This is a genomic window from Shewanella sp. SR44-3, assembly GCF_014163735.1.
Lineage (GTDB): Bacteria > Pseudomonadota > Gammaproteobacteria > Enterobacterales > Shewanellaceae > Shewanella.
Genome location: NZ_JACJDV010000019.1, coordinates 1 through 23,062 on the forward strand (window position 1 = coordinate 1; position 23,062 = coordinate 23,062).

18 protein-coding genes are annotated in these 23,062 nt (G+C 44.2%); 11 read left to right on the forward strand and 7 right to left on the reverse strand.

Annotation, left to right across the window (positions count from 1 at the left end; all coding sequences use genetic code 11):
* Window positions 1-243: 243 nt before the first annotated feature.
* On the reverse strand, window positions 244-1,392 hold the full coding sequence (gene yiaY, locus H5073_RS10870) for an L-threonine dehydrogenase (RefSeq protein ID WP_182679610.1): 1,149 nt from the start codon (window positions 1,390-1,392) through the stop codon (window positions 244-246).
* A gap of 477 nt (window positions 1,393-1,869) precedes the next feature.
* On the opposite strand from yiaY, the gene H5073_RS10875 reads away from it, so the two are divergent.
* The 3 genes from H5073_RS10875 to H5073_RS10885 all read left to right on the forward strand — a co-directional run bounded on the left by H5073_RS10875 (window position 1,870) and on the right by H5073_RS10885 (window position 7,682).
* Window positions 1,870-5,025 (forward strand): bifunctional diguanylate cyclase/phosphodiesterase, encoded by a 3,156-nt coding sequence (locus tag H5073_RS10875; protein ID WP_182679611.1) that lies wholly within the window; start codon window positions 1,870-1,872, stop codon window positions 5,023-5,025.
* Window positions 5,026-5,166: 141 nt separating this feature from the next.
* A complete protein-coding gene (locus tag H5073_RS10880) occupies window positions 5,167-6,435 on the forward strand; it encodes a DEAD/DEAH box helicase (RefSeq protein ID WP_182679612.1) in 1,269 nt (422 codons plus the stop codon).
* 74 nt (window positions 6,436-6,509) lie between these two features.
* Window positions 6,510-7,682 (forward strand): GTP-binding protein, encoded by a 1,173-nt coding sequence (locus tag H5073_RS10885; RefSeq protein ID WP_182679613.1) that lies wholly within the window; start codon window positions 6,510-6,512, stop codon window positions 7,680-7,682.
* Between the two features lie 6 nt (window positions 7,683-7,688).
* Here the strand turns inward: H5073_RS10885 and H5073_RS10890 are convergent, their stop codons facing one another.
* Both H5073_RS10890 and nadK read right to left on the reverse strand, forming a co-directional pair.
* Window positions 7,689-9,419 carry an L-lactate permease gene (locus tag H5073_RS10890; RefSeq protein ID WP_182679614.1) on the reverse strand — a complete coding sequence of 577 codons (1,731 nt, stop codon included), beginning with the start codon at window positions 9,417-9,419 and terminating at the stop codon, window positions 7,689-7,691.
* 191 nt (window positions 9,420-9,610) lie between these two features.
* A complete protein-coding gene (gene nadK, locus H5073_RS10895) occupies window positions 9,611-10,489 on the reverse strand; it encodes an NAD(+) kinase (RefSeq protein WP_182679615.1) in 879 nt (292 codons plus the stop codon).
* 99 nt (window positions 10,490-10,588) lie between these two features.
* Here nadK and grpE point away from each other — a divergent pair, with 99 nt between their 5' ends.
* Complete coding sequence (gene grpE, locus H5073_RS10900) at window positions 10,589-11,194, forward strand: nucleotide exchange factor GrpE (RefSeq protein ID WP_182679616.1); 606 nt, start codon at window positions 10,589-10,591, stop codon at window positions 11,192-11,194.
* 117 nt (window positions 11,195-11,311) lie between these two features.
* Here the strand turns inward: grpE and dxs are convergent, their stop codons facing one another.
* The 3 genes from dxs to xseB are packed head-to-tail and all read right to left on the reverse strand — an operon-like array spanning window position 11,312 to window position 14,315.
* The gene (gene dxs / locus H5073_RS10905; protein ID WP_182679617.1) at window positions 11,312-13,177 is read right to left on the reverse strand and encodes a 1-deoxy-D-xylulose-5-phosphate synthase; all 1,866 of its coding nucleotides are present in this window, start codon (window positions 13,175-13,177) and stop codon (window positions 11,312-11,314) included.
* A gap of 19 nt (window positions 13,178-13,196) precedes the next feature.
* The gene (gene ispA, locus H5073_RS10910) at window positions 13,197-14,078 is read right to left on the reverse strand and encodes a (2E,6E)-farnesyl diphosphate synthase (RefSeq protein ID WP_182679618.1); all 882 of its coding nucleotides are present in this window, start codon (window positions 14,076-14,078) and stop codon (window positions 13,197-13,199) included.
* Window positions 14,079-14,315 carry an exodeoxyribonuclease VII small subunit gene (xseB, locus tag H5073_RS10915; RefSeq protein ID WP_182679619.1) on the reverse strand — a complete coding sequence of 79 codons (237 nt, stop codon included), beginning with the start codon at window positions 14,313-14,315 and terminating at the stop codon, window positions 14,079-14,081.
* A 435-nt stretch (window positions 14,316-14,750) separates the two neighbouring features.
* On the opposite strand from xseB, the gene pomA reads away from it, so the two are divergent.
* The 7 genes from pomA (at window position 14,751) to rlmM (ending at window position 21,852) form a co-directional block, all read left to right on the forward strand.
* The gene (gene pomA, locus H5073_RS10920) at window positions 14,751-15,518 is read left to right on the forward strand and encodes a flagellar motor protein PomA (protein WP_182679620.1); all 768 of its coding nucleotides are present in this window, start codon (window positions 14,751-14,753) and stop codon (window positions 15,516-15,518) included.
* A gap of 2 nt (window positions 15,519-15,520) precedes the next feature.
* A complete protein-coding gene (locus tag H5073_RS10925; RefSeq protein ID WP_182679621.1) occupies window positions 15,521-16,477 on the forward strand; it encodes a flagellar motor protein MotB in 957 nt (318 codons plus the stop codon).
* Between the two features lie 262 nt (window positions 16,478-16,739).
* Window positions 16,740-18,200 (forward strand): tRNA uracil 4-sulfurtransferase ThiI, encoded by a 1,461-nt coding sequence (gene thiI, locus H5073_RS10930; RefSeq protein WP_182679622.1) that lies wholly within the window; start codon window positions 16,740-16,742, stop codon window positions 18,198-18,200.
* Window positions 18,201-18,373: 173 nt separating this feature from the next.
* Window positions 18,374-19,285 (forward strand): transcriptional regulator GcvA, encoded by a 912-nt coding sequence (locus tag H5073_RS10935; protein ID WP_182679623.1) that lies wholly within the window; start codon window positions 18,374-18,376, stop codon window positions 19,283-19,285.
* A gap of 54 nt (window positions 19,286-19,339) precedes the next feature.
* Window positions 19,340-20,065, forward strand: a complete 726-nt coding sequence (locus tag H5073_RS10940; protein WP_182679624.1) for an alpha/beta fold hydrolase — start codon at window positions 19,340-19,342, stop codon at window positions 20,063-20,065.
* A 56-nt stretch (window positions 20,066-20,121) separates the two neighbouring features.
* Complete coding sequence (locus H5073_RS10945) at window positions 20,122-20,520, forward strand: DUF423 domain-containing protein (protein WP_182679625.1); 399 nt, start codon at window positions 20,122-20,124, stop codon at window positions 20,518-20,520.
* Window positions 20,521-20,748: 228 nt separating this feature from the next.
* Window positions 20,749-21,852: a 23S rRNA (cytidine(2498)-2'-O)-methyltransferase RlmM gene (gene rlmM, locus H5073_RS10950; protein ID WP_182679626.1), complete on the forward strand. Its 1,104-nt coding sequence runs from the start codon at window positions 20,749-20,751 to the stop codon at window positions 21,850-21,852.
* A gap of 102 nt (window positions 21,853-21,954) precedes the next feature.
* Here the strand turns inward: rlmM and H5073_RS10955 are convergent, their stop codons facing one another.
* Complete coding sequence (locus H5073_RS10955) at window positions 21,955-22,965, reverse strand: isocitrate dehydrogenase (RefSeq protein ID WP_182679627.1); 1,011 nt, start codon at window positions 22,963-22,965, stop codon at window positions 21,955-21,957.
* Window positions 22,966-23,062 lie beyond the last annotated feature (97 nt).

Here is a 23,062-nt window from a genome sequence, read left to right on the forward strand (position 1 = left end):
GTAAACCGAGCCACTGTGCCGCTGTTCTGTATGTTTTCATCACCTGCTCCAAATTTATCATTGAGCAGGTATTTTCAAATAGTCAGATCAATGATGCGAGGTGTGGTTCGCTAGACGGTTACCGTTATTAAATGACTTTGTTCATATAAACTAAAAAGGCCAGCAATCAGCTGGCCTAGTGTTATTTACAGTTATCAGCAGTTATATACTGTTGGTTATTGTCATTTAATGTATCTCACAAGATTAAAGCGCATTAGTGAAAATTTGACAAATTTCCTCATGAGTTGCTTGTTTTGGATTGGTAAAACCACAGGCATCTTTAAGGGCGTTATCGGCTAAGGTTGGGATATCTGCCGCTTTCACGCCAAGCAAGGTTAAATTTGCTGGAATATCCACCGCCACAGATAACGACTTAATTGCAGTGATAGCGGCTTTTGCACCTTGCTCATCTGTCATGGCGCTAACATCAATTCCCATGGCTTTGGCGACATCTTTTAATCTTGGCGCCGCAACTTGAGCATTGTACTGCTGCACATGGGGCAATAATAATGCATTACATACTCCATGAGGCAGGTCGTAAAAACCGCCTAATTGATGAGCCATCGCATGCACGTAACCTAGGCTTGCGTTGTTAAATGCCATACCAGCTAAAAATTGCGCATAGGCCATTTGCTCGCGGGCTTGAATGTTCTTACCATCAGTAACCGCAAGAGCCAAGTTAGCATGAATAAGTTCGATAGCTTTGATGGCACAGGCATCTGTAATGGGCGTTGCGGCAATTGACACATAAGCTTCAATGGCATGTGTTAGCGCATCCATGCCGGTCGCCGCTGTGAGTTGAGCAGGTTTTTCAAGCATCAACTCAGGGTCATTTACTGACAATACTGGAGTGGTGTTTTTATCAACAATGGCCATTTTAATGTGGCGGCTTTCGTCTGTAATAATACAAAAACGCGTCATTTCACTGGCTGTGCCAGCGGTGGTGTTAATTGCGACTAGAGGAAGCTGCGGCTTAGCTGAAACATCTACTCCTTCATAATCTTTAATGCTACCGCCATTGGTGGCAACTAGCGCGATACCTTTAGCGCAGTCATGGGGAGAGCCGCCGCCAAGAGAAATAATAAAATCACACTGATTATTTTTTAAAATGCTTAGGCCCGCTTCCACATTGGCTGTCGTTGGGTTGGGTTGCACCCCATCAAACAAGAATACTTTGATGTCATTCTCAACCAACTTGGTCGCCACTTTTTCAACCAAACCTATGCTAACTAATGGTTTGTCAGTCACGATTAACGCACGTTTAAAGCCTAGGGCTTTGATATCTGCAATGGCATCATCTACGCCGCCTTGACCTAAAATGTTAACACTTGGAATAAAAAATTTAGTCGCCATGGGAACCTCTGAATATTAATAAATTGCTTGATATTAATGTAGCAACTCCGAATAAGGCTTGATGTGACCCAATTCAAAAATCCCCTATAAAGCCTAAATAGTGCTTAAGATTAACTACGATAGTGTCGTATCGATCCCATTTTTGTTATAGGGACTCGGTTTAGGCCAGATTGAAACTAAGCTTCACACTGATGTTGAGTGGTGAGCCATTCTGTTGCCGAGATCTTAATGGTAGGAAACATTTTTAGTCTTGATAAATTTAACTTAAATACAAACTGTTAACTATACTCAAGTGGCCCGCATCTTCGTGGGTTTAAGTATTAATATTTACCCCATCCGCGCCATGTTCTAAAGATCATGAGCCGAACGATGAGATCTATGAACGTATCACTTTATGTGTTGCAGATATGCATCATAAGATCCATCACAGATAATGATATTAATGATGAATGTGACCGTAAGCAGGGACTATGTTTTATGGATAAAGTGCTCTTTTTTTCAGTGCTGGAGCAAACTGCTTGTGTGATGGCCTTGGCTTACCTATTTTGCCTTTTGCCTCGCAATGAACAACAGCAGCACGTATTAATTTATAAAGTCTTAATTGGTGCTATCACAGCCATTGCAAGTATCTTATTGATAGAGCATTGCATTATTAACGGTATTTATTTACCACAGCAGCACTCCTTTATTGACCTTGATGCCATGGCTTTCATCGAAGCTAGATATTCCTCTGACAGTACAGCAATAACAAGACAAATAAATCCGCTTGCCTTTGGTGCCTTGGCATCAATTATGTGCTTAGTCGGCTTGTATTTCAGCTGGCTGCCATTAGCCGTGTCGTTTATACCACTGGCGGTTTATGGCATTTATTTCACTGATTTACCTATGGGGATGTTTTTCCTTGTGTTGTTCTCTAGCAGTGCGTTAGGACTAATAATGCATAGTTACAAGACTGATATCCTGGGTGATATCAAAGCGCTTCACCTTTATGGATTAGGCCTTAGCGTGCAGTTTATTGCGTTAATATTGATTTACCTGCTTTCAGCTGAACTTGAGCTGACTATTTGGCTTAATTTTGCGTTTATTTGCATCATGACATACCCCTTAGCGACGCTGGCAGCAGGGCATTTATTGTCGAAGCAGATATTTTATGAACGAGACAGACAAGCAAAGCTTCAGGATGATTTTCTTTTTAAAAATCAACTTGATATTGGTAATATCGGCATAGCTATTACCTCTAAGTCTGCTTTTTGGCTTAAGGTAAACCCGTATATATGTAAGATGTTTCAATACACAGAAAAAGAACTGATGCAGCTTACTTGGAAAGATTTAACTTATCCTGATGATTTAGATAAAGATCTTAAGTATTTCAATCGCATGATCAAGGGCGAAATTAGTGAGTATGAAATAGATAAACGCTTTGTCGCCAAAGATGGCTCGATTATTTACACACATTTATCTGTGGCATGTCGGCATTATCATGATGATACTTCGCTTATCATTGCCGGTTTTTTGGATATTACTCAGCTTAAGCGTGCGGAGAATGCCTTAAGAAGCTCAAAAGAGCAGCTAGATTTAGTATTAGACAGCAGTGATTTAGGTATTTGGGATTGGGACATTAAGCGTAATACAGTGGCTAGCAACTTACGCAGTGCTCAAATTTTAGGTTGTGGATTAGCAAAGCTAAACAGTACCCCAAGCTTATGGATTAATGCCATTTTTAAAGAGGATAGGAAAAACTTATTAACATCGCTTTTGGAGATCCGTAAAGGGAAATACGTTAACCATAGGATCGAATATAGGCTGCATACCTTGGATGGCAATGTGCGCTGGATTTTAGATATGGGCAAAGTGGTTGATATGGATGAGCAAGGCATGCCATTGAGAATGTGTGGTACTCACACTGACATCACTGAGCTTAAACGCTCCCAAGAAACGTTGGGGATAGCTGCGTCTGTATTTCATCATTCCAGTGAGGCGATGAGCGTCTTTGACCGTCAAGGCGTTATTATCAATAGTAACCCAGCTTTTAATGAGATCACTGGCTTTAGTCAAGATGAAATCAGAGGTCAGCATTTATCTTTACTGCAAAGTGACATTCAATTTAAGCACTCTTACCACAAAATTTTTCCGAGCCTATCCCAAAAAGGACATTGGCAAGGAGAATTGATCTTAAAGCGTAAAAATGGTCAAGAATATACCGCTTGGCTCACCATTAACGCTATCTCTGAGTCAGTGGCTGAAGAAGGCTTAAGCGTAGCCTTGTTTTCTGATATTTCAGATAAAAAGCAAGCAGAGGAGCTGATTTGGTTGCAAGCCAATTATGATACTTTATCCGGATTGCCAAATCGGCGTATGCTGTTAGAACACCTTAAAGTTCAAATCGCAACGAGTGCACGAGATAATTTACATTTTGCATTGTTGTTTTTAGATCTCGATTTTTTCAAAGAAATTAACGATACATTAGGTCATGACGTTGGTGATTTACTGCTTATAAAAGCAGCTGAGCGGATCAAAAATTGTACTCGAGATTCTGATTTGGTTGCGCGCCTTGGTGGTGATGAGTTCACTGTGGTACTCAATAACTTTAATGATCAAAAAGGCATAGAAAGAGTTGCTAATAAAATTTTGAAACAGCTTTCTGAGCCGTTCATTCTCGGCAGTGAAACTGCCTACATCAGTTGTAGCATTGGTATTACCTTGTACCCTGATGATGCAACTACCATTGAAGCGTTGCTAAAAAATGCTGATCAGGCCATGTATTCGGCTAAAGCCCATGGCCGCAATCGCTTTCACTATTTTACCCCGCAAATGCAAGAAATTGCGCTATGGCGAATGAAGTTGATTCAAGATCTTAAAATAGCCATTAAATTAGGGCAGTTTGAGCTCTATTACCAACCTATTATCGACTTCTCTACAGGGGACATGGTCAAGGCTGAAGCACTTATTCGCTGGCATCACCCCCAATTAGGTTTTGTATCACCCGCAGATTTTATTCCCATTGCCGAAGACACGGGCATGATTATCGAAATAGGTAACTGGGTATTTAATCAAGCTTGTCAACAAGCGGCATTATGGCAAGATCGCTACGGTAGGGAACTGCAAATAAGTATCAATAAGTCACCAGTTCAGTTCCGTGATGAGCATACTCATGTTAAACATTGGGAAGGGATCTTAGCGGCATTAAACCTTAGCCCATCTTGCATTTGCGTAGAGATCACTGAAGGCTTATTACTGGAAGCTGAAACTACAGTGGAAGCTAAATTGTTGGCTTACCGTGATGGCGGCATCCAAGTGTCGCTAGATGATTTTGGCACTGGGTATTCATCCCTGTCTTACCTTAAGAAATTTGATATTGATTATCTTAAAATCGATCGTTCCTTTGTCAGCAATCTAGAGGAGGACGATAACGATTTAAGCCTGTGTGAAGCCATCATAGTCATGGCCCATAAATTGGGGATAAAAGTTATCGCCGAAGGCATAGAAACTGAGTTGCAACGAAGTATGCTTGAGCTTGCGGGGTGTGATTATGGTCAAGGATATTTGTTTTCTAAGCCGCTTAAAGCCGAAGACTTTGAGAAATCCTATTTCAAGTTTAAATCTCAATTGGCTCCTAAGAAGAGTACAGCTTAATCTGCTTATAGCAACCAGTTCATTAATACTATGGGGATTATGATAGCTAACCTCTGCTCAGGATAATCAATGCATAATTTGATCGCATAAATTCTTCTAGGGGTTACAATACGGTCTAATTATTGTCAGTTTTGAGTTCCTATGCCTTTTAATGCTCTGGGTTTGTCTGCCCAACTTCAAGATGCCGTCAAAGAATGTGGTTATGAAGCCACCACTCCAGTTCAAGACGCTGTTATTCCTGTCGCACTTCTCGGGCAAGATGTCTTAGCCAGCGCGGAAACAGGCACAGGTAAAACGGCCGCTTTCGCATTGCCTATTTTGATGAATCTATCTCAAGCTGATATTGAAACATTAACGCCAGAGCAAAGACTCAGAGCGCTGGTGATGACGCCCACTCGTGAGCTTGCGATTCAAATCGAGCAAAATTTCATTAACTACAGTCGCCATCTCGAACTTAACAGTTTGGCTGTCTATGGCGGTGCGAGTATTAATCCACAGCGTAAAGCCTTAGCCCAAGGGGTTGATGTGCTGGTGGCAACGCCAGGGCGACTATTTGATATTATCGGCCAGCATGAGCTGGACTTATCCCATGTGACGCATTTGGTGATAGACGAAGCCGATCGCATGTTAGATTTAGGTTTTGTGAAAGATATCGAAAAGGTGCAGCGCCTAGTGTCAAGGCAGCGCCAGACCATGATGTTTTCGGCCACTTTCTCCGATGAAGTTCAAGTGCTTGCACAAAAAATGCTAAACGAGCCGGCGATTTTTCACCTTGCCAGCAGCACGACGGCAAGCACGGTAAGCCAAGAGGTCTACCTAGTAGATAAAAGACGTAAAGCAGAATTACTTTCAGAGCTTATTGGCCGTAATAACTGGCAACAAGTGATGGTGTTTACCAGCACTAAAGAAACCGCCGAGCATTTATTATCTGAGCTCAAGCTTGATGGTCTTAAGGCCGCAGTGTTTCATGGTGATAAGTCTCAAGGTGCACGCAATAAAGCCTTAGAAGATTTTAAGCAAGGTCAGCTAAGGATCCTTATCGCTACCGATCTTGCAGCCAGAGGTTTAGACATTCAGGCATTGCCGTTAGTGATTAACTTTGAACTGCCACCAGAGCCTGAAGATTATGTCCACCGTGTTGGTCGTACTGGACGAGCTGGTATGGCAGGTCACGCTATTTCTTTTGTGAGTCTTAACGAGCAGCAATTACTCACAGATGTAGAGGCCCAAGTAGGGCTCACGCTTGAGAGTAAGGTGTTACCCGGTTATGAAGAAGGTGCGCCGCTACCAGCACGCTATCGCGACCTTGCTGAGGCTAAGCCTAAGAAAGCCTTTAAGCATAAGCGTCCTAAACCTAGCTTGAACAAAGCGCCAACTCGTCATGGCAAGTACGCTAAAGCTAAAAAGTAATCTAACCTGCATCGATAGTGATGATCTGAATTTGGGATTAGCTATCGATGCAAAATATTAGGTGGTTGTCGTCCATGATTATTAAACCTGTTAATACCAATGTCATCACGGGTTTTTTAGGGGTAGGCAAAACCTCATTAATTAAGCAACTACTTGCCACCAAGCCTGCTGATGAAACCTGGGCAATCCTCATTAATGAGTTCGGTGAGATTGGGCTTGATGGCCAACTACTTAGCCAAGGTAAGCAGGCCAGTAAACTTGTGATAAAAGAAGTCGCTGGTGGCTGTTTATGCTGCGCCGGCGGTTTGCCCATTCAGGTGGCGATTAATCAATTGCTCGCTAAAGCCAAACCAGACCGGCTTATCATTGAACCCACAGGACTTGGACACACAGATCAAATCCTCAAATTATTAGCCTCAGAGCATTACCAGCAAGTTATCCGCCTTAATAGCTGCTTATGCTTAGTCGATGCACGCAAATTGGCTAAGCTTGAGTATCGCAGTCACCCGCTATTCATTAAGCAGTTGCAGTGCGCCGATGTGATATTAGCCAGCAAATCTGTCAGTTACAGCCCTGATGATTGGATAGCCCTGCAAGACTTCTTAGCTCAAATTGGCTGTGCTGAGCGTCCGCTGATTAAAGATGAGGCGTTAACTGAAGACTCTCTTTCCCTGCACTCAAATGAGTTATTAGCAAGGGTCATTCACGCGTTACAAAGGCTGACAACAATCAGGCATCAGCGTAAACCTCAGCCCAAGAGTGGACTTAGCTTGGTGACCAAGCCTGCGGTTCATTTGGGACTATTTGATGCCGAAGAACCCTTGAGTGCAGAACTTATTTTTAATCCGCTAGGCTTTTGTAAAAAGCAGCAAGATAATGGCGAATACATAAGCTGTGGCTGGGTGTTTGAGCCTAGGCAAGTTTTTGATTTTGACAAACTATTATCGCTTATCCATGGGCTTAAATTACAGTTTATTCGCTTAAAAGCTGTGATGATAACCCTTGATGGTATTGCCTGCTTTAATCTCATCGATGGCGAGCTCAGCATTCAAGAACAAGACGATGCACTGGACTCACGGCTTGAAATTATTGCAGTGAGTGACAGCAATAATACTCCCTTAAGCCCAGCTCGACTTAGTCAAGCCAGTCTTAGCCAAGTTCATCAGGGGCAAGTCGGCACTTCAATACAACAAAGCCAAGCAGCCATAGAAGCATTACAGACTTCACTGCTCAGCTGTCGTGCTTAAAAACGCTTAGTAGCCTCCCCAAATGGCAGCGACGGTACCTGCAATTAGGGCATAAGCTAATGCAACAGGCATGGTTTTTCGAATAATATCTGCTTCTTTACCCGCCATACCGACCACAGTTGCTGCGGCAACTACATTCATGACGCACATCATATTGCCTGCATTTGAGCCTATGCCCTGTAGCGCGAGGGCAAGTGTCGGGCTCATACCGATACGCTCGGCTACCGAATACTGCAGGCTTGCGAACATCATATTGGAAAAGGTTGCTGATCCAGATAAAAACGCGCCAAAAATGCCCACTATCGGCGAGAACCAAGCCCAAACGCTGCCCATGGTTTGTGCCAATAAATCTGCTAATGCTATGGGCATAGACTGCAAGCTTGCGTGATTCGCCCCTGAGTTTAAAAATATTTTCACCATGGGCACACTGGCCCCTAAGGCAATTAACGTCGGTAGCATGGCAGTCAAAGAATCTGTCACTGCCACCTTAATTGCCTTGGCTTTCATGGAGAACAACACAAAACTCATTAAACACACTAATACGAAAAAAGCTCCCGGTGCATATAAAATAGCAAAGCTAGTGCCAAGTTCTGTGCCTAATATACCTTGCCAACTGATGGTAAAACTTGAAAGCCAGGATTTAAGTGGCATTAAAGTACGTGACAAGACCAAAAGTAGCGCCATGACAATGTAAGGCGACCAAGCGGCGAGTTGTGAAATAGATTGCGTATTGGATTGTGATTGCAAAGCGACTGGCTGCGCTTCCGGTGCAGGTGGCTCTATTTGGGCTGATGGCGACTGAGACACAGATGGGCTTGTCATTACTTTAGGGGATGAGTTCTCAGTGTCGATAGCAAAATCATGCCAAGATGTTTGCGGTAACAACCAGCTCTTTTTAGCCACAGGAATGACTAAAGCCATACCTATAAGCGCGCCAATCACTGAGGGGAACTCAGGCCCTGCTAAGTAATTAATCCCCCAAGCCGGCACAGTAAAGGCAAAACCTGAAAACAGGGCAAATTTCCAAATGCTGAGTCCTTCTTTAAAGCTGCGGTTAGCGCCAAAAAATCCAGTTAATAAACACGATAATAGTAAAGGCATTAAGCTGCCGGTAACCAGATCTATGCTGATGATATGCATGGCGATGTATTGGCCATAATCGGCAAAGCTGCCGCCATGTAAGCTGATTTGCTCCGCAGCCATATTGCCATCAACGCCAGAGAGTCCTTGCTCCATACCAAATAATATTGGCAAACCAATAGCGCCAAACGAAACAGACGTTGAATCTGCGATAAGGGCGACCACGGCGGCAGCAATAGGCGGGACGCCTAATAGCACCAGCAATGGGGCGCCAATGGCTGCGGGGGTGCCAAATCCAGCTGAGCCTTCGATAAAGGAGCCAAATAACCAGCAAATAATAATAACTTGCACCCGGGCATCGCTACTTATTTGAGTAAAACCTGAGCGTATGATATCCATGGCTCCTGAGTGTTTTAAGGTATTAAGTAAAAATACTGCCCCAAAAATGATGCTTAATGGAGTGAGTGCTGCAAGTAAGCCTTCGACCACTGAAGCCCCTAGTATTAGGCCGTCCATGTGCCAAATAAAGTAGGCGGCCAGAGCCGTCATTAGCATAGAGAGTGGCATGGCTTTGGCGGCAGAAAGACGCATGAACACTAAAAACACCAGTACGCTTATGACTGGAGTTAGGCTGGCGAGTATTTGAAAAAAGGACATTTACAACTCAAGTTGATTAACATGTTACAAATGTTAATCAATTGCCTGAAGAATACAATCTTTGAGACCCGTTAGGCTGAGATTTACTACAAAAAAACTTGAGCTGATGTTAAATTGAGCGATTATCGCGGTACTTAAGCTGACTTTATGGCGACCAGACTCATAGTCACAGTTTTAATAACAAGCTGCAGTTAAAATAATTTACTGCCCCAGCCTAATTTGTTTCTCAATACATGAAAATAGTTATGCCCTTTGGGGTGAATGAGCATTAATCGTTGCTCGCTGCGGCGAATGATGATTTCATCACCGGGCAGCACGGATAAATGCACATGGCCATCACAGCTGACTTCCAGATTCTCACCATTATCTGGTGAGACAACTAGCTTTATAGTGCTGCAGGCATCAACCACAATTGGTCGACAAGACAGGGTATGAGGAAACATGGGGACAAGGATAAGTGCTTGTAAATTTGGCGTTAAAATGGCGCCTCCGGCAGATAGTGAATAGGCAGTTGAGCCCGTTGGGGTTGACACTATCATGCCATCAGCGCGTTGGCTGTACATGAATTGCTCATCGATATAGACCTCAAATTGGATCATATGAGCAATTTTACCAGGATGTAGCACAGCTTCATTGACTGCAGTATTACTGGCTTTTAGCATGCCGTGACGGTGTACTTCAGCTTCCAGTAAAAATCTGTGTTCAGTTTCAAACTCGCCGCTGAGCACTTGGGCTAACTGAGTTTCAAAATCATCCGGTGGTAAATCAGTTAAAAAGCCTAAATTGCCACGGTTAACTCCGATAACAGCCACATCATAGCGGGCCAATACTCTGGCAGCACCGAGCATGTTGCCATCACCGCCGACGACTATGGCTAAATCGCAGCGTTCGCCTATTTCCACCAAATCCACAGCCTGAAATTCAATTTCTAGCTCAGCTGAAACTCGCTCTTCAACCAGCACACTGTAACCTTGTGCCGTTAACCACAAGTGTAATTTTTCAATGGTTTGATTGGTGCCTTGATGATGAGGCTTGCCGATCAGGCCAATTGTCTGAAATATTTTGCTCATATTAGGAGTTGTTCTGGCTCTAGGCCTTGAAACGTCAGAATTGATCCCCATAATATGCCCATAGCATTCAGAAACAAAGCATTTTTAGCTGGAGTGAAAATGACCACAGAGCCAACAAACCAAGATCAAGCCCCAATCGATGAAGCCGTAGTCCAAGATGTTATTCAAGACGAGGCAAGTTTAATGGATGAGCTAACCCAGGCAAATTTCCGCGTTGAAGAGTTAGAGCAGCTATTAGCTGAATCTCAAGCTGCATTAGCTGAGCGTAAAGATGTTGAGATGCGCGCCGCTGCAGAAACTCAAAATATCCGTACTCGCGCCGCTAAAGATGTGGAGCAAGCACGCAAGTTTGCTTTAGAGAAATTTGCTAACGAGTTGCTGCCTGTTATCGACAACATGGAGCGTGCGCTACAAGGCACTAACCCTGAAGATGAAGCCACTAAGGCCATTTATGAAGGCGTTGAGCTGACAATGAAAGGTTTCTTAACTTCGGTTGAGAAGTTTGGCGTTAAACAAGTTAATCCTGAAGGTGATGCCTTTAACCCTGAGCATCATCAAGCTATAGGCATGCAGCCAAGCCCAGATTTTCCTGCCAACACGGTAATGATGGTAATGCAAAAGGGTTACCTGTTAAATGATCGCCTATTGCGTCCAGCCATGGTGATGGTGTCTCAAGGCGGGCCAAGCGTCGATATCGAAGCGTAAACTCAAGAACGACTGCTAACTAGCGCGTCGTGACAATATCGGTTTCGGCAATAAAAAAGGACTGAATTTTCAGTCCTTTTTTGTGTCTTCATTTCGGCAAATTAGCCGCAGAAGGTATTAACTCAGATACGCTTGGATCTGTGCGAGAATACCTTTGGCATCTAACCTGAGTTCAGCGATGATTTCATCCGGCGCGCCGTGTTTAATAAATTCATCCGGCAAACCAATTTGCAGCACAGGTTTACAGATTTTAAGCTTATGCAAGGCTTCGATGACTCCAGAGCCTGCACCGCCCATAATGGCATTTTCTTCTACTGTGACAATCACATCATGCTCAAGCGCCAAAGTATGCAATAAATCCACATCCAAAGGTTTGATAAAACGCATGTCGGCGACGCTGGCATCGAGTCGCTCGGCAACCTCTAAGGCAGACGCTAAGGTGGTGCCAAAGTTTAAGATGGCAATTTTCTTACCTTGGCGGCAGATTCGGCCTTTACCTATAGGAAGGGCGCTCATCTGTTCAATTTGCTCCGCTCCAGTGGCAGAGCCTCTAGGGTAGCGCACCGCAGTCGGACCATCTTGATAGCAATAGCCAGTGTAGAGCATCTGACGGCATTCATTTTCATCCGCTGGCGCCATGATGACTAAATTGGGAATGCAGCGCATAAAGCTTAAATCAAACGCCCCTTGATGAGTGGCGCCATCCGCGCCGACAATACCGCCGCGATCGATGGCAAATAGCACAGGTAGACGCTGCAGCGCTACATCGTGAATGAGTTGATCGTAACCCCTTTGCAAGAACGTGGAGTAAATGGCTACGACGCTTTTAAAACCTTCACAGGCAAAGCCAGCTGCTAAAGTAACCGCATGTTGCTCTGCGATGGCGGCATCGAAATATTGCTCAGGAAAACGCTGAGAAAATTCCACCATACCAGAGCCTTCACGCATGGCTGGGGTGATGGCAAGCAGCTTGTCATCTTGGACGGCAACGTCACATAACCATTTACCAAATACCTGAGAAAAGGTCGGTAAGCCTGGCTTAGTTGTGGGCTTTTTAAACTGATCTGGGTCAAATTTTGGCACAGCATGCCAGCCGATAGGATCTTTTTCAGCAGGCTCATAACCGCGACCTTTCTTGGTCATGATATGCAGGATTTGCGGGCCTTTAAGGTTGCGCATATTGCGCATCGTTTCCACTAAGGCATCCACATCATGGCCATCGATTGGGCCAATATAGTTAAATCCTAGTTCTTCAAACAAGGTGCCAGGGACAACCATGCCCTTAAGGTGCTCTTCGGTACGCTTGGCCATTTCTTTAATGGCTGGCATGCCTTTTAAGACTTTTTTACTGCCCTCACGGATGGTGGTATAGAACCTACCTGACATCAATTGGGCTAAATGGTTGTTCAGTGCGCCAACATTTTCTGAAATCGACATCTCATTGTCATTAAGTACCACTAACATGTCTTTATGTAGATCACCGGCATGATTCATGGCTTCAAATACCATGCCGCCAGTCATGGCGCCATCACCAATAACCGCCACCACTTTACGGCCAGCGGCTTCTTTTTCAGCTGCGATAGCCATACCAAGGGCTGCACTGACTGAAGTTCCAGAATGGCCGACACTGAAAGTGTCATATTCACTTTCTTCACGCCATGGAAAAGGATGCAGACCATTTTTTTGTCTTATGGTGTGCATTCTATCCCGTCTGCCAGTCATGATTTTATGGGGGTAAGCCTGGTGGCCCACGTCCCAAATTAAACGATCAAAAGGGGTGTTGTAGACATAGTGTAATGCGACAGTGAGTTCCACGGTTCCTAGGCCAGAGGCAAAGTGGCCACTTGAATTACCCACGGACTGGAGTAAAAATTGGCGTAATTCAGTCGAGACTTGAGAAAGCATATTTTGTGGCAGCTTTCTTAGGTCTTCTGGCGTATTGGCTTTGGCCAATACTGGAAATTTAGATGTGTTGAAACTCATGGCAGGTATGTTAGCTCTTTTATAATCTTCGCGTAATTATGTATCTGGCGAAGTCTGCAATTAACTGGGTATTGTAAGGCAATTCTTCCAGCGCTGATAGTGCCTGTTGGACAAGTTGTGCTGCTTGATCTTGCGCTGCCGCCAAACCTAATAATTTAGGGAAGGTACTTTTATTGGCTTGCTCATCGCTGCCTTGAGGCTTACCTAGCTCTTGGGTTGATACTGTGACATCTAAAATATCATCTTGCACTTGAAACGCTAGCCCCAGTGCCTGGGAAAACTTCACCAGTTGAACACGTTCTGTAGCGCTGGCATTGGCTAAAATAATGGCCAATTCTACTGCGCAGCTGATTAATGCACCGGTTTTTTTGTTATGCAATTGAGTCAACTGAGCAAGGCTAATTGCTTTATCTGTTGCTGCTAAATCTATGGCTTGCCCACCACACATACCTTGGTATCCTGCGGCTTTGGCTAACACTTTTACCATTTGCAATTGTTGCTCAGGGCTGGTGTTTACTTGCTCATCAGTGATGAGTTCAAAGGCTAAAGATTGTAATGCGTCACCAGCAAGAATAGCCTGTGCTTCATTAAATGCGATATGAACAGTCGGTTTACCGCGTCTTAACTCATCATCATCCATGGCGGGTAAATCGTCATGAATAAGGGAGTAGGCATGAATACACTCAATAGCTGCGGCGGCATTATCAAGTCTTTCAAGGGAGACGCTGAGCATTTGACCTAGGCTATACACTAAAAACGGCCTAATACGTTTACCACCCATTAAAGCGCCGTAGGTCATGGCGGCTTTTAATTCTGGTGCACTGTCATCAAGCTCTTCAAGTTTGCGTTTAAGGACCTTGTCGACTCTTTGCTGATATAGTTCAATGGCTTGGGCTAACACTTAATCACCTTCAACATTAAACTGGCTGAGATTTGTGTCGCTTTCATTAAGCAAGATAGACACTTTTTGCTGAGCCTGTTCAAGTTTAGCCTGACTCTGACGCACCAGATTAATGCCACGTTCAAATTGTTTTAATGCGTCATCAAGGGACACGTCACCTTGTTCAAGTTGGGTTACTATTTGTTCAAGTTCGCCAAGCGATGCTTCGAAGCTGAGATTTTCAGGTTTTTTAGCCACGGAATTATCCTCTCTTTTATCGGGTGACAAGGTATATCAGGGCGGCTCACGGGTCAAATGGAGTCGGATTATATTTATGCAATAGTGGCTACAATTGAAGAAAATTGTTGAGAAAAATAAAATCGAACTAAACTTGCTTTAGCTTTGACCGATAACAAAGAGTTCAGACTTAAAAATTCGTCACAAAAATGAAGTATTTCAGAGAGTAAAATGATGAAATACTGGGCGTCATTAATAACTAAGGTTACACTGTTAGTTCAACGCTGTGTTGTCGTTAAGCTGTGCATTGAAGTAGATTAGCAGTATAAGCCAATATAACTGCCATTATAGATAAGCTGAGTTTATTGAGATTTTATGGTGAGTTCGGTCGATTTACATAGCGCATTTTGAGATGTTCAGGATGCAGTACATAGAGACTGCGGTTGAGGAGTAATTGTGGATTTAGGAACACTAATAGGCATTATCGGTGCCTTTGGATTCATTATCGGCGCTATGGCTACCAGTGGTGGCGTTGGCTTATTTATCGACGTTGCCTCGGTACTTATCGTTGTTGCAGGCTCAATTTTTGTGGTGATGATGAAGTTTAACCTTTCACAATTTCTGGGGGCAGTGGGGATCGGTCTTAAAGCGTTTATGTTTAAAATCGATAAACCAGAAGAGCTTATCGAGCAGTCAGTAAACATGGCTGATGCAGCTAGAAAAGGCGGCTTTCTTGCTCTGGAGGAAGCGCAAATTACCAATAGTTTTATGCAAAAAGCGGTTGATATGCTGGTGGATGGTCACGATGGTGACGTAGTACGCGCGGCATTAGAAAAAGATATCTCTCTCACTGAAGAACGCCACAAAATAGGCATTAGTATTTTTAGAGCCTTTGGCGATGTAGCCCCCGCGATGGGCATGATTGGTACCCTTGTGGGCTTGGTGGCCATGTTATCAAACATGGATGACCCTAAATCAATCGGACCTTCAATGGCGGTAGCTTTATTGACAACCCTTTATGGGGCTATGATTGCGAACATGATAGCCATTCCTATGGCTGATAAATTGGCACTGCGCATGGCGGAAGAAATGCGCAACCGTAACTTGATTATGGATGCGGTATTGGCGATTCAAGATGGCCAAAACCCTAGGGTTATTGAAGGTTTCTTAAAGAACTATATTTCTGAGAAAAAACGTAAAGTAGATACAACGGACGGGGAGTAACTATGGCTAAGGCCAAGTGCGAATGCCCACCTCCCGGCGCGCCGATGTGGTTGGCGACTTTCGCTGATCTTATGTCGCTATTGATGTGCTTCTTCGTGTTGCTGTTATCCTTTGCTGAAATGGATGTGATGAAATTTAAGCAAATCGCAGGTTCGATGAAATACGCCTTCGGGGTGCAGAATAAAGTTGAAGTAAAAGATATCCCTAAGGGGACGTCTGTTATTGCCCTTGAGTTCAGGCCTGGACGCCCAGATCCTACTCCTATTGAAATCATTAACCAGCAAACCAATGAGATGACTCAACAGACGATTGAGTATCAAGCGGGTGAAGATGACAGCGCCGGTGGGGTGCAAAAGCAGCAAGGTGAGCAGCGCGGTGGTGAAGCATCGGCAACAGCTCAAGAAACTGCTGAGGCGAAAAAGTCTGAATCGTCTTCATCTCAAGAAAATATTAATGAGCAAGTTAAGAAAATGGCCGAAAATCTTAACGAAGAAATCGTTGATGGTGCCATTGAAATTGAATCCTTGGGGCAGCAAATTATTATTCGCATCCGCGAGAAGGGATCATTTGCATCAGGCTCAGGGTTCTTGCAGCCTAGGTTTAAGCCTGTTATCCGCGCGATTGGCAGCTTACTTAAAGATGTCCCAGGGGTGATTACTGTCGCTGGGCATACTGATGGCATGCACATCAGTAATGAGCTTTATAGTTCTAACTGGGATTTATCTAGTGCTCGCGCCGTGGCGGTAGCCCACGAATTTATGCGGGTTCCAGGTTTTGATGAAACTCGAATGAAAGTGGTGGGTATGGCGTCAAATGATCAATTAGTGGCTAATGACTCTAATGAAAACCGTAGCCGAAATCGCCGAGTGGAAATTACTATTGAGCAAGGTAAACCGCTCCAATCGGATAGTGAAATTATCGCCAATCCGAATACTCAGCCTGGCACAGAGGAAAATTAATTTCTGTTTGAACCCAGTGTTATGTTGGGTTAGTCCTTAAGGGTATAAATTAAAAGCCGCGTTTGTCGCGGTTTTTTTATGGGCGTTTTTCTTTGGTAAAAGCCCCGACTTTGCTATAATCCGCGCCATATTAGTCTGGGGTGATATTTCCAGATGTTTGTTGCTGTTAAATTCGTTGTTTTTCAATTGCTTGCCTGTTGTGTTGGCGTTGTCAGTTGAGATGGAATTGTAATGGCGTAAAATTTTAGTCTGCGGAAGTCCAATGAAGTTTATCGTAAAGTTATACCCAGAAATCATGATGAAGAGTAAGTCGGTACGCTCGCGTTTTACAAAAATGCTTGAGACCAACATACGCAATGTCCTTAAAAAAGTTGATGAAGATGCCAAAGTGCAGCGTCAATGGGACAGGATCATGGTTAGAGTACCTAAAGATAAACCTGAATTGGTGGATACTTTCGCTGAGCGTTTAGGCTGCATTCCGGGTATTGCTCACGTGGTGCAAGTTAACGAATACAGCTTTGATTCAGTTGATCACATTTACCAGCAAGTATTGCCGTTATATCGTGACCAGCTAGCGGGTAAAACCTTCTGCGTGCGCGTTAAGCGTAGCGGTACTCATGACTTTAAATCTATCGAAGTTGAGCGTTATGTTGGTGGCGGCTTAAATCAAAACACCGATGCTGTTGGGGTTAAGCTTAAAAATCCAGATTTAACCATCAACCTTGAAATCGACCATGAGAAACTCTACATGGTGGTGCGTCGCATCGAAGGCCTAGGCGGCTTTCCAATGGCAACTCAAGAGGATGTGCTATCACTTATTTCAGGTGGATTTGATTCTGGTGTATCTAGCTTCCAGTTTATTAAAAAAGGTGCCCGCACCCATTATTGCTTCTTTAACCTTGGCGGCGCTCAGCATGAAATTGGCGTTAAGCAGGTGGCGTATCACTTGTGGAAAACCTATGGCGAGTCTCACAAGGTCAAGTTTATCTCTGTGCCTTTTGAAGGTGTAGTAGAAGAAATTCTTGAACGTATCGACAATGGCCAAATGGGGGTGATTCTAAAGCGAGTGATGATGCGCGCTGCGACCTTGCTGGCGGATAAATACGGCATTCAAGCATTGGTTACAGGTGAGAGCCTAGGTCAGGTATCGAGCCAGACATTGACTAATTTAAACGTGATTGATAGATGCACAGATTTGTTAATCTTGCGTCCTTTAATCGCCATGGACAAGCAAGATATCATCAATCAAAGCCGCATTATCGGCACTGAAGATTTTGCTAAATCTATTCCTGAATATTGCGGTGTGATTTCTCAAAAGCCAACGGTGAAAGCGGTATTGGCCAAGATTGAAGCTGAAGAGCTTAAATTCTCAGAAAACTTAATTGAAAATATTGTTGCCCAAGCTAAAGTGATTGATATTAAAGATATCGCCATCGAAATGGATAACCAAATTGCCACAGCCGAAGCCGAAACGGTTGTCGCTGTAGACTCACAAGAAGTGGTTATCGATATTCGTGCTCAGGAAGAAGAAGAGAAAAAACCACTGATTATTCCGGGCCAAGAAGTGAAGAAAATTCCATTCTTTAAGTTATCGACTCAGTTTGCTGATTTAGATAAGTCGATAACCTATTTATTGTATTGTGAGCGCGGCGTGATGAGTAAACTTCAGGCGCTTTATTTGATTGAGCAAGGTTACACCAACGTGAAAGTGTATCGCCCTTAATTGCTGACTGCAGATGATTGAATAAAAAACCGCATTTATGCGGTTTTTTTATGTCTGTCTTGAGGCAATAGCTGCTTTACAAATTAGTCTAGATAGGGATAATCATTAGAAAAACTTATGACAACAGTCACAAGCACAATACCTATCACAATAATAATGATAAGCGAGTTCCCATGTCGAGACGACTGCCGCCCCTTAACGCTGTAAAAGCGTTTGAAGCCGCTGCGCGCCACTTAAGCTTTACCCGCGCCGCAGAAGATCTTTTTGTTACTCAAGCAGCCGTAAGTCATCAAATTAAAGCTTTAGAAGATTACCTAGGGTTAAAGCTGTTTCGCCGTAAAAATCGCTCTTTACTATTAACGGAAGAGGGTCAGAGCTATTTCCTTGATATTAAAGATATATTTACCCAGTTGAGTGAGTCTACCGATAGATTGCTAGCCCGCAGCGCTATCGGCTCTTTAACTGTCAGCATGTCACCGAGCTTTGCTATTCAATGGTTGGTGCCACGATTGGCCAAATTCAGTGAGAAAAACCCTGATATTGATGTGCGCATTAAGGCGGTGGACAGTGATACTGGCTCACTTACCGATGATGTGGATGTGGCGATTTACTATGGACAGGGCAATTGGCCGAATTTAAAAGCCGATAAACTCCGTAATGAAGTCTTGATCCCCGTGTGTTCTCCTTCACTGCTTAATGGCAGCAAACCACTTGAGAAACCCAGCGATCTTAAATATCACACCTTACTGCATGATTCTAACCGTCAAGATTGGCAGGCCTGGTTTAGGCAATGCGAAGTCACGGACATTAATGTGAATCAAGGGCCTATTTTTAGCCACTCGTCATTAGTGTTGCAAGCGGCGGCGCATGGGCAAGGTGTTGCCTTAGGTTACAGCGTATTAGCACGACCGGACATCAAAGCGGGGCGACTTATCTGCCCCTTTCCTGATGTCTTAGTCAGTAAAGATGCTTATTTTCTGGTGTGTCAGCAGGCCCATGCTGAACTGGGTAAAATCGCCGCTTTTAGGGCGTGGATGTTAGACATGTTCGCCGAAGAGTCGAGAAGTGAATTACTCACGCCTTAATCTCCTGAATGATCACTTTTTTGATGTTGCCAATAGCAGATGAAGGATAGATAAATGAGCGAGATAACATCGCCTGAAGCCAGTGCTTTAGCCATTGATTATGTTGTAGAGGGCAGCATCAGTGACAGACTGGTGATTTTTGCCCATGGCGCTGGGGCGAATATGCACTCAAACTTTATGCAGCAGATGAGCCACGACTTAGTTAATGCCGGCTGCCAAGTATTACGATTTAACTTTTTATACATGCAGGCCAATATGCAAGATGGCAAGCGCAGGCCCCCTGATAGAGCCGCTAAATTATTGGCACATTTTGAGTCAGTGCTCGAGTGGGTTGAAGATAAAATCACCCAAGGGGAATTAGCACCTAAGCATATCTATCTAATGGGTAAATCCATGGGCGGGCGCATGGCGGCGACGCTGATGTCCGATAATGTGTCTTCGGCATCTACTTGTACTCGGGCGCGAAATTTAACTATTGATGGCATTATTTGTCTAGGTTATCCATTTATTCCCGTCAGTGGCGGCGAGCCACGCCTTGATGCCATTAACAATTGCCAAGTGCCAGTGTTAGTCATTCAAGGTGAGCGGGATAAATTTGGTACTCAAGTGCAAATACCGACCTGGGCATTGTCCGAGGGTATTCGCTGGCATTGGCTTGTGGATGGCGATCACAGCTTTGTGCCACGTAAAGCCTCAGGTGTCACCCTTGAGCACAATATGGCTCAAGCGCTACAAGCAAGCTTAGGGTTTATGGATCAGCTTAAGCACCTTTCATCATAGTGATAAATTAGACTAATAAAGAAGAGTTGCAACATCAGGGCTGATTAAGGAATACCATGAATCGAACTTGGCTTATGCTTGGCAGTGTTAGCGCATTTACCGCAGTGCTATTGGGGGCTTTCGCCGCCCACGGCTTAAAAAAACTTATCTCAGTAGATATGATAAGCATTTTTAGTACTGGGGTGGATTATCAGTTTTACCACAGCTTTGGGCTGTTTATTTGTGCCATCTATGCCAAAGAATGCCTGCAGCCAAAAGCACTGGATTACTTAAGTGCGGCCGCAGGATTGTTTATGGCAGGTATTGTACTTTTTAGTGGCTCGCTTTATCTCTATGCACTCACAATGCAGAAATGGCTAGGGCCAGTAACCCCCCTTGGCGGAGGGTGTTTCTTGTTGGGTTGGGCTTGTCTTGGCTTATGTTTTTGGCGCAATAAAAACAATAGTGAAATTTAAGGCCGTCAACGCAGCATAAAGTAGGTTAAAACCGCCGTGAGGGAGTGCCAATGGCCCACGGCTTCAGTGTTGCATCAATTCAAAAGGTGGTCGACATTCAGCCATCGATGCACCTTGAATTGAAGCGCCCTAGGTGCTCTGAAACTCGTATCTTGAGGTTACTTGGGTATATAATGCAGCCAAGAAAAAATCTTGGCCGCTTGGGCCATCTGATGAGTTAAGGTTGTGATGAAAAACCTCTTTTTATTTTGCCGCGCAGGTTATGAAAAAGAATGTGCCGCAGAAATTCAGCAGCGTGCTGCAGAAATGAATGTTGGTGGTTTTGTAAAAACCAGTAACAATGATGCTTATGTTATTTATCAATGTTTTGAAGAGGATGGCGCAGATACGTTAGCAAAAATGCTGCCGTTGAAAAGCTTGATTTTCACAAGACAAATGTTTGCTGCCGGTGAGTTACACAGTGATTTACCTGAGCAAGACAGAGTCGGGCCGATAGTGGCAGGCTTACTTGAAGCAGACGTAACGAACTGCGGTGAACTCAGAGTTGAAACTCCTGATACCAATGAAGCGAAAGAACTGTCAGCGTTTTGCCGCAAGTTTACTGTGCCATTGCGTCAAGGCATGAAAAAAGCGGGCTTGTTGCTTGGTAAAGAAAACGGTCGCCGGCCAATCATCCATGTGTGTTTTATTGGCCCAGGTAAAGCCTATGTGGGTTATTCATTGAGCAATAATAGCTCGCCTCATTTTATGGGGATCCCACGTTTACGCATGGCTGCGGATGCGCCGAGTCGCTCAAGCCTAAAACTCGACGAAGCCTTTGGGGTGTTTTTAACCAAAGAAGAGCAAGAAATGCGTTGCCGCAGTGGCTTAAATGCTGTCGACTTAGGCGCTTGTCCTGGTGGCTGGACTTATCAATTAGTGCGCCGCGGTATGATGGTGGCCGCAGTTGATAATGGCCCTATGGATGAAAAATTAATGGAAACTGGCCAAGTAAAACATTACCGCGCCGATGGTTTCCGTTTTGAACCGCCACGCAAAAACATCTATTGGCTAGTCTGTGACATGGTTGAGAAGCCATCTCGTGTGGCTGAGTTAATGGAAGCATGGGCGATAAATGGCTGGTTTAAAGAAGCCATTTTCAACCTTAAATTGCCAATGAAGAGTCGCTATAAAGAAGTTCGGGTGATTTTAGATACCATGGGCGAAATCTTTAAAGAGAATGAAATCGACTACCGCCTTCAGTGTAAACACCTTTATCACGATAGAGATGAAGTCACGGTTCATTTATGGATTTTCCCTGAAAAAGGGGTCAGCTACGCCGAAATGGGCTAGCCAGTCATCATTTTTGAAACGACTCAGATCTAAATAAAAGCCTTATCATTTGATAGGGCTTTTTAGTGTTCGCGCTTAATCAGTTTGTACTAAGTTAGCTTATTAGACTAAACGATCTAATACTGCTTGAGTGAAGTCTGTGGTGCCATGTGTACCGCCTAAATCGCGAGTTGTACGGTCACCTTCTTCAATCACAGCTGATACTGCGCTGCGGATCATTTCCGCTTTATCGGCCATGCCCAAATACTCAAGCATTTGAATAGACGCTAGAATAACCGATGTTGGGTTAGCTAAGTTTTTACCTGCGATGTCTGGCGCACTGCCATGTACGGCTTCAAAAATCGCTGCATCACGCCCAATATTAGCCCCAGGAGCCATGCCTAAGCCGCCCACAAGGCCTGCACATAAATCAGACAAGATGTCACCAAATAAGTTGGTGGTTACTATCACGTCGAAGTTCTCAGGGTTCATCACAAGCTTCATGCAAGTGGCGTCAACGATCATTTCTTCGGTGGTGATATCTGGGTAGCGAAGGCTCACTTCACGGGCCACTTTCAAGAATAAACCAGAGGTTGACTTCATGATGTTAGCTTTGTGAACTATGGTCACTTTCTTGCGGTTTTCTTTACGAGCTAACTCATAAGCGAAAGTCGTGATCTGCTCTGCACCTTGACGGGTGATGATGCTGGTCGCTTCTGCAGTTTCACCATCTTCAGACACTTTCTGACCTAGGCCTGAATACATGCCTTCGGTGTTTTCACGTACTGTGATGATGTCGATATTTTCATAGCGAGCTTGGGTGCCTTTAAATGACAACACAGGGCGCACGTTGGCGTATAAACCAAACTTTTTCCGTAAGCTTACGTTGATTGAAGTAAAGCCTTCACCGACAGGCGTAGTTAACGGGCCTTTTAGGGTGATGCGGTTTTTTTCAATCAAATCTAAGGTACGTTGTGGTACTAGCTCACCGTGCTTTTCTAAGGCGACAAGACCCGCATCAGCAAACTCATATTCGAAGTTACAGCCTGCTTTATCGAGGACTTTTAATGCTGAATCTATGATGCTTGGACCAATCCCATCACCTGGGATCACGGTTATTGTACGCTTTGACATGATTTGTCCTTCCACAATGTGGTTACTACGATTATCAGCCCCAAAAGCTTAGGCTTGCAGGGCGCTTAAATAATGTTACTTAGCCGAGTATTTTAAC

Excerpts from the sequence above, each read along its gene's own strand:
- yiaY (WP_182679610.1), bottom strand. The coding sequence starts at position 1,392 with ATGGCGACTAAATTTTTTATTCCAAGTGTTAACATTTTAGGTCAAGGC.
- H5073_RS10890 (WP_182679614.1), bottom strand. The coding sequence starts at position 9,419 with ATGTCCTTTTTTCAAATACTCGCCAGCCTAACTCCAGTCATAAGCGTA.
- H5073_RS10945 (WP_182679625.1), top strand. The coding sequence starts at position 20,122 with ATGAATCGAACTTGGCTTATGCTTGGCAGTGTTAGCGCATTTACCGCA.
- H5073_RS10940 (WP_182679624.1), top strand. The coding sequence starts at position 19,340 with ATGAGCGAGATAACATCGCCTGAAGCCAGTGCTTTAGCCATTGATTAT.
- thiI (WP_182679622.1), top strand. The coding sequence starts at position 16,740 with ATGAAGTTTATCGTAAAGTTATACCCAGAAATCATGATGAAGAGTAAG.
- H5073_RS10880 (WP_182679612.1), top strand. The coding sequence starts at position 5,167 with ATGCCTTTTAATGCTCTGGGTTTGTCTGCCCAACTTCAAGATGCCGTC.
- dxs (WP_182679617.1), bottom strand. The coding sequence starts at position 13,177 with ATGAGTTTCAACACATCTAAATTTCCAGTATTGGCCAAAGCCAATACG.
- H5073_RS10925 (WP_182679621.1), top strand. The coding sequence starts at position 15,521 with ATGGCTAAGGCCAAGTGCGAATGCCCACCTCCCGGCGCGCCGATGTGG.
- rlmM (WP_182679626.1), top strand. The coding sequence starts at position 20,749 with ATGAAAAACCTCTTTTTATTTTGCCGCGCAGGTTATGAAAAAGAATGT.
- nadK (WP_182679615.1), bottom strand. The coding sequence starts at position 10,489 with ATGAGCAAAATATTTCAGACAATTGGCCTGATCGGCAAGCCTCATCAT.
- H5073_RS10935 (WP_182679623.1), top strand. The coding sequence starts at position 18,374 with ATGTCGAGACGACTGCCGCCCCTTAACGCTGTAAAAGCGTTTGAAGCC.
- H5073_RS10885 (WP_182679613.1), top strand. The coding sequence starts at position 6,510 with ATGATTATTAAACCTGTTAATACCAATGTCATCACGGGTTTTTTAGGG.
- H5073_RS10955 (WP_182679627.1), bottom strand. The coding sequence starts at position 22,965 with ATGTCAAAGCGTACAATAACCGTGATCCCAGGTGATGGGATTGGTCCA.
- H5073_RS10875 (WP_182679611.1), top strand. The coding sequence starts at position 1,870 with ATGGATAAAGTGCTCTTTTTTTCAGTGCTGGAGCAAACTGCTTGTGTG.
- grpE (WP_182679616.1), top strand. The coding sequence starts at position 10,589 with ATGACCACAGAGCCAACAAACCAAGATCAAGCCCCAATCGATGAAGCC.